This window comes from Bacillus sp. FSL M7-0307, from assembly GCF_038627835.1.
Classification (GTDB): Bacteria; Bacillota; Bacilli; order Bacillales; family Bacillaceae; genus Bacillus; species Bacillus altitudinis.
Genome location: NZ_CP152023.1, coordinates 670,327 through 684,898, shown reverse-complemented (window position 1 = coordinate 684,898; position 14,572 = coordinate 670,327). Strand labels below are relative to the sequence as shown.

13 protein-coding genes are annotated in these 14,572 nt (G+C 42.0%); 5 read left to right on the top strand and 8 right to left on the bottom strand.

Annotated elements, in window-relative coordinates; genetic code table 11:
• The first annotated feature begins 135 nt into the window (after positions 1–135).
• Positions 136–834: an MgtC/SapB family protein gene (locus tag MHI41_RS03420; protein WP_169476135.1), complete on the top strand. Its 699-nt coding sequence runs from the start codon at positions 136–138 to the stop codon at positions 832–834.
• Positions 835–878: 44 nt separating this feature from the next.
• Here MHI41_RS03420 and MHI41_RS03415 read toward each other — a convergent pair whose 3' ends face one another.
• From MHI41_RS03415 to MHI41_RS03395, 5 genes are all read right to left on the bottom strand, one after another.
• Positions 879–1,886, bottom strand: a complete 1,008-nt coding sequence (locus MHI41_RS03415; protein ID WP_019743298.1) for a phosphotransferase — start codon at positions 1,884–1,886, stop codon at positions 879–881.
• Between the two features lie 163 nt (positions 1,887–2,049).
• Entirely contained in the window at positions 2,050–3,210 is a 1,161-nt protein-coding gene (locus tag MHI41_RS03410; protein WP_223255677.1) for a CamS family sex pheromone protein, read from the bottom strand.
• Positions 3,211–3,252: 42 nt separating this feature from the next.
• Positions 3,253–5,259, bottom strand: a complete 2,007-nt coding sequence (ligA, locus tag MHI41_RS03405) for an NAD-dependent DNA ligase LigA (protein WP_019743745.1) — start codon at positions 5,257–5,259, stop codon at positions 3,253–3,255.
• 44 nt (positions 5,260–5,303) lie between these two features.
• Positions 5,304–7,526 (bottom strand): DNA helicase PcrA, encoded by a 2,223-nt coding sequence (pcrA, locus tag MHI41_RS03400; protein ID WP_342494547.1) that lies wholly within the window; start codon positions 7,524–7,526, stop codon positions 5,304–5,306.
• Between the two features lie 57 nt (positions 7,527–7,583).
• A complete protein-coding gene (locus MHI41_RS03395; protein WP_008344257.1) occupies positions 7,584–8,276 on the bottom strand; it encodes a heptaprenylglyceryl phosphate synthase in 693 nt (230 codons plus the stop codon).
• 282 nt (positions 8,277–8,558) lie between these two features.
• On the opposite strand from MHI41_RS03395, the gene MHI41_RS03390 reads away from it, so the two are divergent.
• Entirely contained in the window at positions 8,559–8,933 is a 375-nt protein-coding gene (locus MHI41_RS03390; protein ID WP_019743747.1) for a DUF2283 domain-containing protein, read from the top strand.
• A 20-nt stretch (positions 8,934–8,953) separates the two neighbouring features.
• Here MHI41_RS03390 and MHI41_RS03385 read toward each other — a convergent pair whose 3' ends face one another.
• Positions 8,954–9,184 carry a hypothetical protein gene (locus MHI41_RS03385; RefSeq protein ID WP_019743748.1) on the bottom strand — a complete coding sequence of 77 codons (231 nt, stop codon included), beginning with the start codon at positions 9,182–9,184 and terminating at the stop codon, positions 8,954–8,956.
• A gap of 147 nt (positions 9,185–9,331) precedes the next feature.
• Here MHI41_RS03385 and MHI41_RS03380 point away from each other — a divergent pair, with 147 nt between their 5' ends.
• Together MHI41_RS03380 and MHI41_RS03375 are read left to right on the top strand one after the other, a co-directional pair.
• Positions 9,332–10,912, top strand: a complete 1,581-nt coding sequence (locus tag MHI41_RS03380) for an FMN-binding glutamate synthase family protein (protein WP_144684816.1) — start codon at positions 9,332–9,334, stop codon at positions 10,910–10,912.
• A 116-nt stretch (positions 10,913–11,028) separates the two neighbouring features.
• Positions 11,029–11,535 carry a DUF3916 domain-containing protein gene (locus MHI41_RS03375; RefSeq protein ID WP_342494546.1) on the top strand — a complete coding sequence of 169 codons (507 nt, stop codon included), beginning with the start codon at positions 11,029–11,031 and terminating at the stop codon, positions 11,533–11,535.
• 64 nt (positions 11,536–11,599) lie between these two features.
• Here MHI41_RS03375 and MHI41_RS03370 read toward each other — a convergent pair whose 3' ends face one another.
• Together MHI41_RS03370 and MHI41_RS03365 are read right to left on the bottom strand one after the other, a co-directional pair.
• Positions 11,600–11,914, bottom strand: a complete 315-nt coding sequence (locus MHI41_RS03370; RefSeq protein WP_007496879.1) for a YerC/YecD family TrpR-related protein — start codon at positions 11,912–11,914, stop codon at positions 11,600–11,602.
• A gap of 533 nt (positions 11,915–12,447) precedes the next feature.
• The gene (locus tag MHI41_RS03365) at positions 12,448–14,190 is read right to left on the bottom strand and encodes an adenine deaminase C-terminal domain-containing protein (protein ID WP_041093185.1); all 1,743 of its coding nucleotides are present in this window, start codon (positions 14,188–14,190) and stop codon (positions 12,448–12,450) included.
• A gap of 125 nt (positions 14,191–14,315) precedes the next feature.
• Between MHI41_RS03365 and MHI41_RS03360 the strand changes: the two genes are divergently transcribed.
• Positions 14,316–14,537, top strand: coding sequence for a DUF2892 domain-containing protein (locus tag MHI41_RS03360; protein WP_008344274.1), 222 nt, complete (start codon positions 14,316–14,318; stop codon positions 14,535–14,537).
• Positions 14,538–14,572 lie beyond the last annotated feature (35 nt).

Sequence of the window (14,572 nt, the reverse complement as noted above, 5' to 3'; positions counted from 1 at the left end):
GCGGATGACTCTCTTTATTTTTAAATAAAATGCTTTTCTTTCTCCCGTTTCTGAATAAAATAGAAGTTGTGCAGCCATATGGGCTGTGAGAAGATCATATACATGATGTGAAACGTACATGAAGTGAAAGGAGCGATACGCATGTTTTGGACAATTGAATGGGATACGGTCTTAAAATTAGCCGTTGCCACCTTAATCGGTTTGATCATCGGTCTTGAACGCGAACTTAAGAAAAAGCCGCTTGGGCTGAAAACGTGTATTGTCATTGCTGTCAGCTCCTGCGTATTAACCATCATCAGCATTGATGCAGCCTACAATTTCCCTCGAGTCTCTAAGCTTCAAATGGACCCACTCAGGTTACCGGCGCAAATTATATCTGGTGTTGGTTTTATTGGAGCAGGTGTGATTCTTCGCAAAAGCAATGACGTCATCTCAGGTCTTACGACATCTGCGATGATTTGGGGAGCAGCAGGACTTGGGGTTGCAACAGGTGCAGGTTTTTATAAAGAAGCCTTCCTCAGTCTTTTCTTTATTCTTGTCAGTGTGGAATTTTTACCTTGGCTCTTCCAGCGGATTGGACCCATTCGCTTACAAGAAAAAGAAATCCGCATTAGAATGTCACTTTCTGATCGAAACCGCATGACAGAGATTTTAAAAGAAATGAAAGCACTCAATATTCGGATTCATTCTGTACGTATTGATGATTTAAAGGAAAAAGACTATCCGATCATGGAAGTACGTGTTCGCGTACATAAAGACCGCTATACAACCGATGTGTACTTTGATATTAAAGATTTAGAAGGCGTTGTTGGTGTGAAGTGTGATACGGTGTAGGATAAAAAGCCCCTTGCTATGTGAAACAGCAAGGGGCTTTCGATTTATGTTGTTAGCTGATGAAAGTCAAAAGGCGTAATTGGGGTTTTGTCCTCAATCTCCTTTCGAAAACGCGCCAGCATGGCACTTTCGTCAGCGCTTAGTGTTCGGAGATCAAATGCTTGATGTAAAAGCCCATAAATAAGCATATGACGCAGCATAAGGAAATCTGGTATTGTCGCCAGCCATGCGTCATCAAGCTCATTCTCCTGTCGATAGCCTTTGAGAAAATGGCTCATAAATTCACCCGTAAATTCAGCTTTATCCTCATACGGAATCACCGGATACCAAAGAACGTTGTATAGCAAAATGCTCATATCGTTGATAAACCAGTGATACCCACAATCATCAAAATCAAATGCAATGATTTCTCCCTGATGATAGTGGAAGTTCCCGTGATGTAAATCCGCATGCACCAGTCCATAGACATCCTTGGATATTCGGAGCTGGTGAAGCTTTTGCATCAGTTCATCTTTTCGCTGCAACACAACCGTTTGATCAGAAGGAATATACGTTTCAAGCTTTAATTGCTCCTCCTCATACCACTCTTGACGCTTATAGCGAGGATCTTTCACTTGATATTGTTTAGTCGTTTGATGCATACGCCCTGTATAGGCTCCTAACGCTTGAAACAACTGTCCATTCCAATCTGCTTCGGTCACTTTTCTGCCGGGCGCCTTTTCGTACACTCTCAGCAAAAAAGCGCCTCCTGCTTGATCGGGAATCGCTTCAACATCTTTTCCTCTTGTGGATAAAACCGGTTTAGCTACTGAGATTCCATGTTGAGATAAATACCGAATCCAGTCCATTTCTCCCAAAATATATGTGCGGGAGCGGCGAATGGTATGGGTGATTTTCAATATATAACTCGACCCTTTTTCATCCGTATATTCATACACATAATTTTCTGCATCGGCTAGAAATGTGACCTGTTCTGGCTGAAAATGATAGAGTAGAGCCGCTTTCTTTAAGACCATTTGTTCATCGTATCGTGCTTTTACTTCTTTATGCATGCTGATTCTCCTTTTATCGTCTTTTTACTTATATATGACGGTAATCAGCATTTATACGAGCATCAACATACCTGCCTTTCCTTTTGGTTTCTTCACATACTTTGACAAAAGTTGAAAGATTCCTCTAATTAGAAATAAAAAACCGCCAAAAGGCGGTTTTTATTTAGTCATATATATGGACAGTTGGTTCTTTGTCTTCAGCATTTTTTGTGATGAGGGCTTCTTGCTGATCAGAAGAGGTGATGTTGATTTCTATATTGGTGCTCTTATAGTAATCCATGACTTCACCTGTTAAGTATTGCGTGAATGCCACGACTTCTGTTTTTCCGTAGAATTGCATTGGAATTTCTACTTTCATTTTTTGCAAGTTCCCGTTTTTATAGAAACCTTTGCCTACCACACCTGTGTAATTCGGGAAGTAGTCTTCTACCTTTGTCTTGAAGCGGTCAAATCGCTCTGAATCATCTTTATAGCTGCTCTTGGCATTATCTGAAGGGAAGAAGACATTCTCTTCTTTAATCGTATCCCAACTGCCAATATCAGCTGATCCTGCTTTTACATCGGTTTTAGCGATGAAGTTTCCTGGAACAATAGATGATTTTGGCGCTTGTTTATAAAGGGCAATCATGACTGGGACTTTTTGCAGTCCGTCCATTTGACGAAGTCGTTTAATGACTTGTTCCGCAATTTTTTCGCCCTCTGCTAAAAGTTTCTTTGAATTTTTCGATGAATCGATGGTCACCTCTTGCTGAGGATCCCCGATATTTTCGCGATAATAATAGACAGAGTTAAGCGCAAGACCAATGACAACCCCGCCAAGCTGTAAGCTATTTTTATCTTTTCTAATTAAGTAATTATGCTCTAGCATGGAAGCTAAGTAGATTGGACTATTTTCATTTTTTGACTTTGTTGAACCTGAGTTTGGAAGAGCAGGGTTTAAACCTAAGTTCTTAAAGTCTTTGTCTTCTTTTTCAGCTTTTTTCAGATCACTGCCTGTTTTTTTGCGGGCAAGCCAGCTGAGAACAGTATCTTCATCTAAATGCTGGCCTTCTTGGAACAGATAGTCGTTTGTATTAAATGATTCTGTTGCCAGGCGCATGAGTCCTGTTTCAAATTCATCAATGTCTAAGCGTGTATTGAGACGCTCTGCTGTTAGTCCTCTTGCCGCTCCTTGTTTAAACGGCAGCACCATTTTGTAATAGGAATCAGAGATGTTGTACATTGGGATGATCGCTGTTTCTTTCGTTTCATCCGTTTTTTGTGTGACCTCTTCCTCATCCTTTCCCCCAAAAGGTGCACACGCTGACAATACCAGTGTGAGCATTGTCAGCAGCAATAGCAACTTTTTCAATAGAAAACACTCCTCTTATTTCTTTAGCTCCTCGAGCATTTTGGCTTCGTCCCAAATTTCAATATTGAGTTCTTCTGCCTTTGTCAGCTTACTTCCAGCTGCTTCGCCGGCAATGACTAAGTCTGTTTTTTTACTTACGCTACCTGCTAACTTGCCGCCTAATGCTTCGATCGCTGCCTTTGCATCATTACGAGACATTTCTTCTAATTTCCCTGTCAGCACAATGGTTTTTCCTGCAAAGTAGGAATCACTTTCTTCTACTTTCACCGGTTTTGGCCCTGTGTAGGTCATATTGACACCAAGTTCTTTTAGTTCATTTAGCAGATCTAGTATTTCTTCTTTCTCAAAGTACGTGACGACTGCATCGGCCATTTTTTCACCAATTTCATCTACTTCAAGTAATTGTTCTTTCGTTGCTTGTTTTAACTGATCGATATCCTCAAAGTGCATGGCCAACGTCTTCGCTGCTTTAGAACCAATAAATCGAATACCGAGTCCAAATAATAACCGTTCAAGAGAGTTTTCTTTCGATTGCTCGATCGAACGCAGTAAATTATCAACTGATTTCTCGCCCATTCGTTCTAGCTGAATCAACTCTTCTTTTGTTAAACGGTACAGGTCTGATACACGAGAGACAAGCTGTTCTTTGAAAAGTTGTGTAATGACTCGCTCGCCTAGCCCATCAATATTCATCGCATTACGAGACACAAAGTGAATGAGTCCTTCACGTATTTGAGCGGGGCATTGTGGATTGATGCACCGAAGCGCAACTTCTCCTTCAATTCTGACCAGCTCACTTTGACACTCTGGACATTCAGTCGGCATGTGAAACGGCTTTTCTTCTCCTGTTCGCTGATCAACAAGGACCCCTGCAACCTCTGGGATAATATCGCCCGCTTTTTTGACAATCACTTGATCAAAAAGGCGGATATCCTTCTCTTTGATCAAATCTTCATTATGAAGAGAAGCACGCTGCACTGTCGTTCCTGCCACTTTTACAGGCTCAAGAATCGCTGTTGGTGTGATGACGCCAGTACGTCCAACACTTAGTTCAATATCAATCAGCTTCGTCACGACTTCTTCGGCCGGAAATTTGTACGCAACAGCCCAGCGTGGACTTTTTGCTGTGAAGCCTAGTTCTTCTTGCTGTGCCAATGAATTGACTTTAATGACAATGCCATCAATTTCGTATGAGAAATCAGCACGCTTTGTTTTCAGTGTTTCAATGAGGTCGATCACCTCTTCAATGGTTTGGCACATCCGTCTTTCTTTGTTCGTTTTAAAGCCAAGCTCATCGAGAAGATCAAGTCCTGCGCTTTGCGTTTCAACACCAATTTCATCAAGCTCCGCTATACTGTAGACGAAGATATCAAGGTTTCGTTTCGCTGCAATTTTCGTATCGAGCTGACGAAGTGAGCCAGCAGCCGCATTACGCGGGTTCGCAAACGGCTCTTCTTCGTTTTGTAATCTTTTTTCGTTAAGGGCTTCAAAAGAAGGTTTTGGCATAAATGCCTCGCCTCTCACTTCAATCGACAGAGGCCGATTGATTTTGAGCGGGATGGAACGAATGGTTTTGAGGTTCTCGGTAATATCCTCACCTGTTGTCCCATCACCCCGCGTGGCACCCCGGACAAACACGCCATTTTCATAACGGAGAGAAACAGCGAGTCCGTCAATTTTCAGCTCGACATTGTAAGCGACGTCGTCACCGACTGCTTGACGAACCCGGCGGTCAAAATCAAGAAGGTCCTGTTCATGAAACGCATTGCCGAGACTGAGCATCGGTGTACCATGACGAACTTTTTGGAAGGCGTCTAAAACAGCACCTCCTACTCTTTGCGAGGGTGAATCCGCTGCTTTTAAATCAGGGTGTTCTTCCTCCAGAGAGATCAGCTCACGCATCCGCGCATCATATTCAGCGTCAGGAACACTTGGACGATCCAGTGTGTGATATTCGTAGTTGTATTGATTCAAAATCTGGTGTAGTTCCTCGATCCGGCGTTTCGCTGCTTCTTTATCCATCTGCTTCTTCCTTTCACTTCATCCGTTTTGTCAGTCCTATCAGTTTATTGCTTTTCGATTGGCGCAAAGGCGGCAAGGAGACGCTTAATGCCTGTAGGGCTTGGGAAGGCAATATCAAGCTCTGTACTATCTCCACTACCTTTTACACTCACAACCGTGCCAACGCCCCATTTTTTATGAGCGGCTTTATCACCGACAGCCCAGCCAATGCTGCCGCCGCCTGTGTTTTGAATGGTTTGCGTTTGTGGACGTGAGACAGGCCCTCGTCTTTGCGGTCTTTCTTTCGTTTGGCCAAATGGTGTTTTCGTTTCTTTTTTCTCATTTAGGTTGTCCAATAAATCAGCTGGTATTTCTCTGATAAATCTTGATTCCAGATTCATATTCGTCCGGCCGAATAACGTTCTCATCTTCGCACTTGATAAATAAAGCTCTTCTTCGGCCCGTGTGATCCCTACATAAGCGAGACGGCGCTCTTCTTCCATCTCGGCATCTTCCATTAATGAACGACTGTGCGGGAAGACACCTTCCTCCATTCCCATTAAGAACACAACGGGGAATTCAAGCCCTTTTGCTGCGTGAAGCGTCATTAAAATGACCGCATCCTGATCTTCTTCCTCAGCCTCATCCAGCTTATCAATGTCTGCGACGAGGGCGAGGTCTGTCAGGAAGGTGACAAGTGATTTATCTTCATTTTGTTCTTCAAAGTTTTTAGTGACCGATAGAAACTCGTCAATATTTTCTAAACGGCTTTGTGCTTCAATCGTTTTTTCGATCTTTAGTGCTTCACGATAGCCTGTTTTCTCTAGGATCTCTTCCGTTAATTCTGTGACAGATAAATAATCCTGCATATTTGTCATTTGATCAATGAGCTGTTTGAACTCATCAAGTGCATTGGCAGCTCTTGCACTGAGTCCAATGAAATCCACCTGACCAAGTGCTTCAAACATAGAAAGATCATTCATTTCTGCATATGCAGCAATTTTATCAACAGAAGTCGCCCCAATTCCACGCTTTGGTACGTTGACAATGCGCGCAAAACTAATATCGTCATCTGGATTTGCCACAAGGCGTAAGTATGCCAAAATGTCCTTGATCTCTTTTCTGTCATAGAACTTCGTGCCGCCGACGATATTGTATTGAATGTTCGCCTTCATTAACGTTTCCTCTATGACACGTGACTGAGCGTTCGTTCGATAGAGGATCGCAAAATCAGATAATTTACGCTTGCCGCTCTGATGAAGCTGACGAATCTTTCCAGCGACAAATTGACCTTCACCGAATTCATTATCCGCACGGTAATAGGCAATCTTCGCTCCTTCGTCATTTTCTGTCCAAAGGTTTTTTGGCTTACGGTTTGAATTGTTTTGAATGACCGTGTTTGCGGCATTCAGAATACGTTTGGTCGATCTGTAATTTTGCTCAAGCAAAATCACTACACTGGACGGATAATCTTTTTCAAAGGAAAGAATGTTTGTAATATCCGCTCCACGCCAGCGATAGATAGACTGATCCGAGTCACCGACCACACATATATTTTGAAAACGCTGCGCGAGCAGTTTCACAAGCATGTACTGCGCTCTGTTTGTATCCTGATACTCATCCACATGAATGTATTGGAATTTCCGCTGGTAATGCTCTAATACTTCAGGAATCCGCTCAAACAGACGAATCGTCATCATAATAAGATCATCAAAATCGAGTGATTGGTTTTTGAGTAATCGTTTTTGATAATCTGTGTAGACGTCGCTGACCACTTGATCATAGAAATCACCAGCAGTTTTAGCGTATTCCTCTGCGTCAATGAGTTCGTTTTTTGCACTACTGATTGAACCTAAAATGCTACGTGGATCAAACTTTTTAGGATCGATATTTCGTTCTTTTAAAATGTTTTTAATGACTGAAAGCTGGTCAGATGTGTCTAATATAGAAAAGTTGCGATTCACACCAATACGGTCAATATCGCGTCGTAAAATGCGTACACACATGCTGTGGAACGTAGAAATCCAAATGTCATCCGCACCAGGCCCTAAAATGGCTTGTACACGCTCACGCATTTCTCTTGCTGCTTTATTTGTAAAAGTAATCGCTAAAATGTTCCACGGCGCCACATGTTTTTCTGCCATTAAATACGCAATTCGATGCGTGAGCACTCGTGTTTTTCCACTACCTGCTCCTGCCATCAGTAGCAGCGGCCCGTCTGTTGCTTTGACCGCTTCTTTCTGCGCGTCATTCAGCCCTTCTAATAGATGATTCGATATTTCATTCATTTCATTCACCGCCAATTCGAACTTATGTTCTATTTTAACCCGTTTCGTCTTGTTTGACTATGATGACTTTTTCACTGCGTCGACTGTCTTTAACGCTTCCTTAAAATTGTCATAAATGACGTTTCCCACGACGACAACGTCTGCATGCTGTGCAAAGTCTTTCGCCTGCTCTTCGCTTTCAATACCGCCGCCATAAAATAGAACCGTTTCATGTAGCACTGCTTTGGTTTCTTTCACAAGCTCTATGTCTCCAAGCGTTCCGCTGTATTCTAAGTAAAAGATGGGCAGTTTCATCAAGTGCTCTGCCACTCTCGCATAAGCCCTTACGTCATCTATATCCAGTGCCGTATTTGCCTCTGTCAGCTTAGCCGCTTTACACTCTTCGTTTAAGATGACATATCCTTCCGGCACAATCTCTTCCATTGACATCAAATCACCGTATTCCTTCATCGCATCCTTATGCAGACCAACAATCCAATCAGGATGAGCGCTGTTTAACACAGTGGGGATAAAATACAGGTCAAAGCCAGGCACAATCATCTCATGTGTCGAGATTTCAAGGACACATGGCACAAGAAAGCGGCGCACCTTTGACATCAGTTGCAGCACGTTGTCTTCTGTCACGTTGTCACTGCCGCCAATTAAAATGGCATCCGTACCGGATTCACAAATCGCTTCAAGTTGTTCATCGGAAATCTCTTTATTTGGATCGAGTTTAAAGACATGCTTCCACTCGGTAACATCATACATGAAAAACGTTCCTCCATTCGTTTCATTCCATTTAAATATTATAACAAAATCAGACACCGCAAAAAATGGGTAACCTCCTTCAGCTAAAAGTTTCATTCTTTTGAAAATAGTCGATTTTCACTTTAGGCGAGGTGAATGGAGACTATATGAAAAGCTCCACTTCAATAGGAGCTGAGGGAGATCAATAGATGGATACTGAACTGAAATGAGAGCTACTTCATCTCATCACATGATATTATACATGAAAGGAACATTTTACTATCGACCAAGCAGGTGAATGATTTGAAAAGAACCATCACATATGATCAAACGATCGACATCGGATACATCTATCTCATCCCGCCTCGAATCGGGACAATTAAAGAAACCATTGAATTAGACGTGAATGAATGTGTGAACGTAGACATCGACAAAGAGGACCGAGTGGCTGGGCTGGAGTTATTTGCAGAAGAAGCCAAGGTGTTGAAGCACACACCCGTTTATGAGGACGAGCTTTCGTTACGTTTTACGGATCAGGAAGTTCTCTCAACCTATCATTTATCGGGCATTGAATTTCAATTCTCAACGCCTGATCACAATGGACTGATTGGTTTTACCATTGTCGATCCTCTTAAATATCATGTCAAAAGAAAGACAAGAAAAAACCGTTTTGATTGATTCAAAACGGTTTTTTAAAGCTATTGTCTCACTTCATTAAAATAATGAACAGATGTCATGGCCCCTTCATCGACCATCTTGTTGTCTTGAATATCTAACGGATCAGGGTGACCAGCTTTTTCAGGAACCTTTTCATCTGATCGGAACATGCTGATCCATTTCTTCAGATGCTGTTTATTTTTAACCGCTAATAACACAGCACCTCCAACTCCTAATCCAGCAAGTACATACGTATTTGGACGCTTATTCATGTTTGTTCCCTCCCCTTTTGATCTTATTTTTAAGTTACCCTGCCTTTTCATTTCTAAACGTCACAGTATGTTGTTCTTGCCATGTGGTTTCTCTTTGACCGAAAAGTGGAATAACAACAACAATTAAAGAGAAAAGAGGGGATATGGATGACAACGACTTTCATTGTCATAGGCGCACTTATTGTGATTTGTTTGATCGTACCTGTCGTGCTATTACTATGGATTTGGATGAGAGATGAAAAACAAGAAGAACACTCTGTCCTGCGGAATTATCCGGTCATTGGAAAATTGCGGTTCATTTTTGAAAAAATAGGACCTGAGCTTCGCCAATATCTCTTTCTCAATGATCGAGAGGAACTTCCTTTTTCAAGAAGAGAATACGAGCAGGCCGTCATGTCTGGAAAATACAACAGCCGGACAATGGGATTTGGTTCAAAACGTGATTTTGACAAGCCAGGTTATTACATTCGAAACGTCCTCTTTCCAAAGCAGCGAGAGGAATTGCGCATCGACCAATCAGAAAACATTCAAACAAAAGTGTATCAAATTGATCAAGATAATTTACTTAGAAGAAGTGAACATACGAAAGAAGTCGAAGCAAAACCTTATTATCTCCATGAAGAAGATGTACAAATCATTGGTGAACATACGTGCCAAAAACCCTTCCGCGTCAAGGGATTGATTGGTCAATCAGCCATGAGCTACGGCTCCTTAGGCGACCGGGCGATTACTGCTCTATCCTCCGGCTTAAAAATGGCGGGCGGCACATGGATGAACACAGGTGAAGGCGGGCTTTCGCCTTACCATCTCAAAGGGGGCGCCGATATCATTTGTCAGATTGGACCTGGTTTATTTGGGGTTCGTACGGAGGATGGCGCATTTTCGTTTGAAGAGTTTAAGAAAAAAAGTGAACATGATGAAGTAAAAGCCTTTGAACTCAAGCTAGCACAAGGAGCGAAAACACGCGGGGGACACATTGACGGTGAAAAAGTCACAGAAGAAATTGCCCAAATCCGTAAACTGCCGCCGCACCAATCCATTGACAGTCCGAACCGATTCGAGATGTTTCACTCCATTCCTGACATGTTTGATTTTATTGAACAACTGCGAAACATCGGCGGAAAACCAGTTGGAATCAAGCTAGTTGTTGGGCATAAAGAAGATATCGAGGAGCTTGCTCTCTATATGAAAAAAAGCGGAAAACATCCTGATTTCATTACAGTGGATGGCGGAGAAGGTGGCACAGGTGCTTCCTTTCATGAACTGGCTGATTCCGCAGGCCTGCCCATTTTCACCGCACTGCCGATGGTCCATCAAATTTTGAAGAAATATGGGGTTCGAGATCAGGTCAAGCTGTTTGCGTCTGGTAAACTTCTCTCCCCTGATAAAATCGCAATTGCCCTTTCCATGGGAGCAGATTTTGTGAATATCGCACGAGGATTGATGTTCTCGGTTGGCTGTATTCGGGCGCAAGTATGCCACACGAATAAATGCCCTGTTGGGGTTGCCACCACAGATCCAAAGCTGCAAAAAGGTTTATCCATTGAAGAAAAGAAATACCGAGTCTGCAATTATATCCTGTCCCTTAGAGAAGGTTTGTTTAATTTATGCGCAGCAGCTGGAATTGAATCACCTATTCATTTTAACGAAAAACATATTATTTTTAGACAAGAAAACGGCCAGACAAGTGAAGTCCCTATGTTCTCAGGCACAGAGCAGTCTGTCTAGCTTAAAAAGGTGCGTTTCCGCACCTTTTTTTGTTGACATTTTTGCTCAATCACGTATAAAGAACTTAATAGATCTATGATAAGGAGAAAGAGTATGCGTGAAAAAAGGTCCGCGGTATGAAACGAAAGACTCAACAGATCATAAAAGAAATGAACGCAAATACGCAGTCGTTTCCGGCGAATGTTTCTGACTACTGGCATCTGCCTCTACCAGCGGCTGATGATTTTATGACGTCCAACAGAACACCGAAAAAGATCAAACGTCTATGCATTCAAACTCTATTGAATAGAGCTGAGCATCTCATTGATTTGAAACAAAACGACAGGGAAATATATCGTGTCGTGGTCGCAGTCGATCTACCTGAATTATGGCATTCACAAATCATTGTGTTTAAAGGGAATTCTTATGTGAAAAATTTCTTCAACAGACAAGATGAGTATCAGACATGGCTTCCCCTTTCCGATCAGAGAAATATTCAAAAAGAATGGGATTTATCTGTTCCGCAAAATATGCGAACCATCGGTTTTAAGGTAGTGATCACTGATGACGATGAAGTGTCCTATGAAGGTGAACGATGGTTTATGGGAGAACTTAATGATATCAAAAAGAGCCATTTCAAATGAAACGGCTCTTTTTGTTCAACTTCAAAACGACAAATCATAAAGAATATTTGCAGTGAAAGCTGCTTTATTTTGTTTCGTCCGTTGCTTGTTGCTCTGCTACGCGGTCAAGTGCCATCGTATAGGCATCATTTCCGTAGTTCAAGCAGCGTTTGACACGTGAGATAGTGGCTGTACTTGCACCAGTTTCCGTTTCAATTTTGTGATACGTATTTCCCTCGCGAAGCATACGCGCTACTTCAAGACGCTGTGATAAAGATTGGATTTCATTGATGGTGCACAAATCATCAAAAAATCGATAACATTCTTCCAGGTCTTTAAGGGACAAGATGGAGTTGAATAGCTGATCTAAGCTTTTTCCCCTTAATTTATCAATTTGCATCTTTATACATCTTCTCCTTTACTATTGGCACACCGCTCCGCACTGACTTTTCCGAGAAAGCGGTATCTTTCCTGACTCATTTTTTTCAACCTCAGCAATGAGCTTTGAACGAATCATGACAGGTTTGGTTCTACGCTGAAAATGCCATCAGGTTCTTTCGTAAGCCGAAGCTTCTTTATCGTAAACAAATTCGACAAGTTTTGTCATATTCCTTGTGCGACAATCTGACAAACTTGTTTGCCTCCGATATCTAGAACACTTCTGCTCTGTTAGGTCTTTCCCTAAAAAAAACAGTATGTGTAGAAAGCTTGGCGAGACGACAAACCTGCGCCCCGCCTTGCTTGATTATTCAAAATATGTTGGTCGGCCAGCGTAACCGACAGATTCATTTTACAATTGGGCACTTCATTCGTCATGTCAAAGCCCTATGCTTTGTCACCATATCTAGCAGCGAAGAGATCTCTTGCTCACTCCTGCCCTATAACAGCGGTCAGAAACCTAGCAAATATGATACAGCTCCACTCTGTTATATTTTAACGCATTATAGACGGAAAGAGTACAGTTTTTTTCATGACATCAAATATTCCTCTTGGTGTCACTCGAATATACGGCAAGTGTGTGCTTTGGAAAAAGACAAGTGTATCAATTGGGCAGTCAAATGGATACCCTCGCTCAATGAGTAGCTCGCGTAACGTTTGCTCCTGCTGAAGAACCGTTTCAAACGGTTCAGCTGATGCACAGCCTGATAATTGCAGCGGGATTTCATGCAAAATCTTTCCGTTTTCTGTGAGCACAATTCCCCCGCCAATTTCCTTCATTCGCTTATGAGCAAGCATCATATCATCTTTATTTTTCCCAATCACTAAAATGTCACCAGTGGTTGAAAATGAGCTGACGAACCCTTGCACCTTGTTTGCAAATCCTTTTAACATTGTGTTCACGCGCCACTCGCCTTTTCGATCAATCAGACTGAAGAAGCTTTGATCATGGTCACAGGACAGCTGATTGACAGAGTTATCAATCTCCACTGTATAAGGCTCCATAATGACAGCATTTCGCATTTTGACACCGAGCGGCATTGAGAATTGCAAGTCACTCATCGTCAGGTCATAGCTTAAATCTAATGGTTCAAGCCCGCCATTTTCCCATTTTGTCTCTTGGAATTGATGCTGGTTCTCCCCCTCTAATTTAAGGATCACCCCTTTAGAAATCACCGTTTCTGGATTTGGATTCATCGGATCATCTAAAATATTCAAAGAAGCCAATCGGCCAGGACCGACCACGCCTAATAAGTCATCAATTTGATAGTATTTCGCAATGTTAAAGGTCGCCATATTGTACGCATCAATAGTAGGCACGCCTTCTTCAAGGGCAATGGAAATGAGACGATTGATCATGCCTTCTTCATAAAAATGAGGTGCTGATCCATCTGTTGTATAGAAAAAGTGATCGTAGTGCCTAAAGTCACGCTCATGCAACTCTCTTAAAATGTTCACTAAATCTGGGCGGATGGAAGAATGACGCAAGGACACATGATAGCCAAGAGACAAGCGTTTGAGCACATCGTCTGCATTCATTGCTTCATGATCACTGTCCGCTCCAAACAGCTTCATTTTTGTTAGCGTTTTCTCAGAAGCCCCAGGGAAATGTCCTTCAATTCGTTTTCTCTGCTTCTTCGTTTCTTGCATGCAATATAAAATGAGATCATCACCGTCCATTAATCTTGGCCAGCTCGTTAATTCGCCGCCTTGAAGGACGTCAGGATGATCAATCCATTCTTTCCGATAGTTAATAGGAAGCATCTCATCTTCATACCTGACCTCTGTTTGAAGATCGTATCTAGACCACCAGAAGTACTGAAATGGCTGCTTTTTTAATTCGCATAGAGTGGAAAGCGCTTTCTTTTCGTTGCTTTGCAAAAGAAGAAATAAGTTATCGCTGACCATTGTTGTTGTGCCAAATTGAGACACATATTCTGCAAGTGATTGGGGATTATAAATATGGAACGGATGCGCGTGAGGTTCAATATACCCCGGCACAATGTATTTACCTTCACAATCAATCACACGTTTAGCTGATTTATTTTGAGGAAGCTCTGCTCCGACATAAACAATTCGATCATCATGTATCCAAATATTTGCCTTCACCCATTGCTTCAAAAACGGGTTTAGCACGAGTCCATTCGTTAAAAGGAGTGTTGGAACTATTTTTGAGTCGACTACATCGATTTGTGTGCGGATGTCATTGTTTCTCCAATTAAAAGTACGTTCGGACATTCACATACTCTCCTTCATTTGTATTAGCCCTATCGTAACATAACGAACCACGTTACGCATTAATGAAACGTTACAATTTCTTGAAATCACACTTAAAATAATTTAAAAAAGGAGAATCACTTGCAATGAAACCTAATCTTGGCTTAATGGAAGCGCTCATGAGAATTGCCTGCGGAATGACGATATGTACTGTAGCTGGATCCTTATATGCTCGAAAACCATGGAGTAAAATGCTGCTTTTTGGCATCATGCTCGGCGGATTAAAATTGGGTTCTGGTATTCTTCGTTTTTGTCCAGTGACCTATATGTGTGAACAGCAGAATACACATAAAGAGAAGGCTGAGTAGACAGCCTTCTTCAGATTGTTGACAAAGGGCTTAAA

What these genes read in the sequence shown, in the direction of transcription:
- MHI41_RS03415 (WP_019743298.1), bottom strand. Translation starts at nt 1,886, where the DNA reads ATGCATAAAGAAGTAAAAGCACGATACGATGAACAAATGGTCTTAAAG.
- MHI41_RS03410 (WP_223255677.1), bottom strand. Translation starts at nt 3,210, where the DNA reads ATGCTCACACTGGTATTGTCAGCGTGTGCACCTTTTGGGGGAAAGGAT.
- ligA (WP_019743745.1), bottom strand. Translation starts at nt 5,259, where the DNA reads ATGGATAAAGAAGCAGCGAAACGCCGGATCGAGGAACTACACCAGATT.
- pcrA (WP_342494547.1), bottom strand. Translation starts at nt 7,526, where the DNA reads ATGAATGAAATATCGAATCATCTATTAGAAGGGCTGAATGACGCGCAG.
- MHI41_RS03395 (WP_008344257.1), bottom strand. Translation starts at nt 8,276, where the DNA reads ATGTATGATGTTACCGAGTGGAAGCATGTCTTTAAACTCGATCCAAAT.
- MHI41_RS03385 (WP_019743748.1), bottom strand. Translation starts at nt 9,184, where the DNA reads ATGAATAAGCGTCCAAATACGTATGTACTTGCTGGATTAGGAGTTGGA.
- MHI41_RS03380 (WP_144684816.1), top strand. Translation starts at nt 9,332, where the DNA reads ATGACAACGACTTTCATTGTCATAGGCGCACTTATTGTGATTTGTTTG.
- MHI41_RS03375 (WP_342494546.1), top strand. Translation starts at nt 11,029, where the DNA reads ATGAAACGAAAGACTCAACAGATCATAAAAGAAATGAACGCAAATACG.
- MHI41_RS03370 (WP_007496879.1), bottom strand. Translation starts at nt 11,914, where the DNA reads ATGCAAATTGATAAATTAAGGGGAAAAAGCTTAGATCAGCTATTCAAC.
- MHI41_RS03365 (WP_041093185.1), bottom strand. Translation starts at nt 14,190, where the DNA reads ATGTCCGAACGTACTTTTAATTGGAGAAACAATGACATCCGCACACAA.
- MHI41_RS03360 (WP_008344274.1), top strand. Translation starts at nt 14,316, where the DNA reads ATGAAACCTAATCTTGGCTTAATGGAAGCGCTCATGAGAATTGCCTGC.